This window comes from Polaromonas sp. P1_E3 (assembly GCF_056405935.1).
In genome coordinates this window covers 1-3024 of record NZ_JBFUBD010000327.1, presented here as the reverse complement: position 1 = coordinate 3024, position 3024 = coordinate 1, and the positions used below count along the sequence as shown (strand labels likewise).

General features: G+C 60.1%; 2 protein-coding genes. Both read right to left on the bottom strand.

The genetic code is table 11. The features are described 5' to 3' along the window. A partial coding sequence (locus AC1D0Z_RS18620) for a PAS domain-containing protein (RefSeq protein ID WP_477659681.1) occupies positions 1–1423 on the bottom strand: 1423 nt, incomplete at its 3' end. A gap of 368 nt (positions 1424–1791) precedes the next feature. Further along, entirely contained in the window at positions 1792–2730 is a 939-nt protein-coding gene (locus AC1D0Z_RS18615) for a rhodanese-like domain-containing protein (protein WP_477659680.1), read from the bottom strand. Between the last annotated feature and the right edge of the window lie 294 nt (positions 2731–3024).

The following is a 3024-nucleotide window of genomic DNA, read 5'->3' as shown; positions in this document are numbered from 1 at the left end:
GGCACAGCCCCTCCCCGATAACCTGGGTTCCCAAAGAAAATCGCGAGGGGTCATTGGAGACAAAAACATTGCGGAAATTTTTGTCCTGTTCCCAGTACCAGTCGGACGAAAGGTCGGTGAGGCTGCGAAAACGCTCTTCGCTACGGCGCAGCTTGGCCTCGGCCTCAAGCCGTGCGGTGATGTCGGTGCCCACGCCGTGATAGCCGGTGAAACGGCCGTTGGCATCCATCATCGGCTCGCCGCTGATGCACAGGGTCACACGCCTGCCGTCTTTTTCTACGCGTTCGTATTCGAAATTCCGGAAAACTTCGTGGCGCTCCAACTGGGCACGGTGGCGTGCCCACAGCTCCTGGTTGGCTTCGCTGTAGTCAATTTCCCAACGGGTCTTTCCAAGGTGCTCGCTGATGACGCGTTTGGCCTCCTCTGTCTTGCCGCCGGACAGCTTGGTGAACCGGAATTTGGCATCGGTTTCCCAATACCAGTCGGAGGAAAGGCTGGCCAGGCTGCGGAACTGCCTTTCGCTGCTGCGCAGGCGGGCCTCGTCGGCCAGCTGCTGGGTGATGTCTTCAGCGGTGACCAGAATATGCGTCACCGCACCACTGGGGTCCTTCAGCGGGACCTTGCGCATGTGCACGTGAATGGCGCCCCTGTGCTTTGTATAAGCCAGCCGGTCAGGGAAGTCCTGCATCTCGCCTGAAGCGATCAGGCTCAGATCTGCCGCATACATATTGTGGGCATGGGCCTTTGGCCAGAGATCATGGACGGTGCGGCCCAGCGCTTCTGCGCGGGTGACGCCGTAGAGCTCTTCTGCGGCGCGGTTCCATGCCAGGAAGCGGTGGTCCGTGGTGGATTTCAGGTGCAGGGCGATCGGGACGTTCTCGACGATGTCATCGAGCAGGCGGGCGACCTTGCGTTCTTTTTCTTCAGCACGCCGGCTGGTTGTGACGTCGCGCGTGATTCCGCGGTACCCCGTGAACTCCTGCTGCTTGTTGAATACCGGAACGCCGCTGATGGAAAAGTAATGCGCGACGCCGTCCTCCATCACACGTATGTATTCGAAATCGCGAAAGGACTGGCGTTCGTCCAGCACAGCGCGATGGTCCTCCCAGGACGTCGTGACCGGGAGGGCGCCAGGCAGCTCCCAGCGGCATTTGCCAACGGAGCTGTCGAGGTCGTCGTCGCGTGACCTGTCGCTGTACTCGGCCGTGAAGTCGGTAAAACGGTACTGCGCGTCCTGCTCCCAGTACCAGTCCGCTGAAATGGTCGTCAGGCCGCGCAGGCTGCTGACATCCTCTTTAAGGGTCTCGACCAGGCGCTTCTGCTCGGCGAGCTCCAGCTTCAGTGCATCGTTGGCGGCGGCCAGCGCAAGTGCTTCCTCCTGAAGGCGTTGCTGGGATGTCTCTGCGGCCTCGTCGCGCTTCATGGCGTCACCTGCCTCAAATCGGGGCCGCTGCGGGCCTGTGGAGGCATGTGCCTTCCCCTCAGGCCAGGCTCACGGTGGACTGCGGTGAATGCGCTTGGCAAACTGGGGTTCATCCGCCGATGGTGACTTTCTTTGCAGTGGTGCGGGGCCCTGTCAATGCCCGCGCTTTAAAGGAGCAGCCGCAGGGCAAGTGTGTAATGCTGCATTCAATTGCGCTATAGGACAACACCCTGATTTCTTTTGGCCCTGTCTTCCATTAGTCTGGCGCAGTTTTTGCATACTTAAGACCTCTTCAAATATCGCCCAATAGGTCGTCGGAACTACATGAAATGCCATTCTGTATTTGGTGATTATTACCATTAGGCCCTTCAGGCCGTCTGGGGGTATTCCAGTGCCAGCCCGGCCGCCTGCCAGGCGTCAATACCGCCGTGCAACGGCCTGACGTTGCTGAATCCGGCCGCCATCAGGCGTTTGGCCACCAGAGCGGCAGAAGCATCATTGGGGCAGGCGCAATAAACGACCACCGCAACATCGTGCGGGATATCAAGCGATGCCCGGGTGCGGTCCAGGTCCGACCAGACCAGCGCGCCCGGTATGATGCCGCCGCCGGCGCGTGCAAGTTCAGTGCGCACATCCAGGATGACGGCAGGCTTGTCCTGCTGCGTGAGCTGCAGCAATTCCTGCGGTGAAATCCGGGCCATGCGCAGCTGCCGGTAAAAGCGTTGCCGCTGCCACCACTTGTGGAGCAGAAATAGCGCAAAAACAACCAGCAACACCATCAGCCCGATGCGTCCCATCTGCTCAAAAATCGCGAGTACGTCAGCCACCGCGTCGTGAAAGAGCATGCCGATGCCCACACCTGCGCCAGCGTAAAGCGTCGCGCCCAGCGCGTCAAACACCAGGAAACGGCCGAAGGGGATGGCGGTACGCCCGGCCAGCGCCGTGGCCAGCGAAGCAAACCCGGGGATGAACTTGGCCAGGATCAGCGACCTGGCACCCCAGCGCGTGAAGATAGATTCGGTTTGCCGCACGCAGGAATCGGGTGACAGGGAAATGCGGCACAGCGTTTTGAGCACACGGCTGCCGTAGCGGTGGCCGGCCCAGTACCACACGCTGTCAGCGGCCAGGCAGGCCAGAACTGCCGTCAGGACAAGGCTGGCAGCCGAATACTGGCCGTTGAAACTCAAGGCGCCGGTCAGGATCAACACAGGATAGGCGGGAATCGGCAATCCGAGCTGTTCCAGCCCGATGTTGAGGAAAACGGCGGCGAGCCCATAGTGCTCGAGCCACACAATGATCTGTTCCATGGAAGCGTTACCTTAATCCGGTGGTCGTTGCTGGCCGCAAAGCGGTTTACTTCTGTTATTCCTGTTATTCCCGTTGATTCCGGTCTTTTCTGCCCGTCCGTCCAATGTAGACGGCTGCGGTGCAGCCGTAAATGGCGGCCCGGCTAATGTTCTGTTTCCGCGAGAAGAACAATTCGGGTATTTGGACCCGTTTCGCGGGTCCGCGTCCCGCTGCTGCGCTACCATGAACCCTTCGCCTTTTCGTGATTTTCAGAGAGCGGTCCCCGATTGAAATACCTTGTGGCTGTCAGGGCC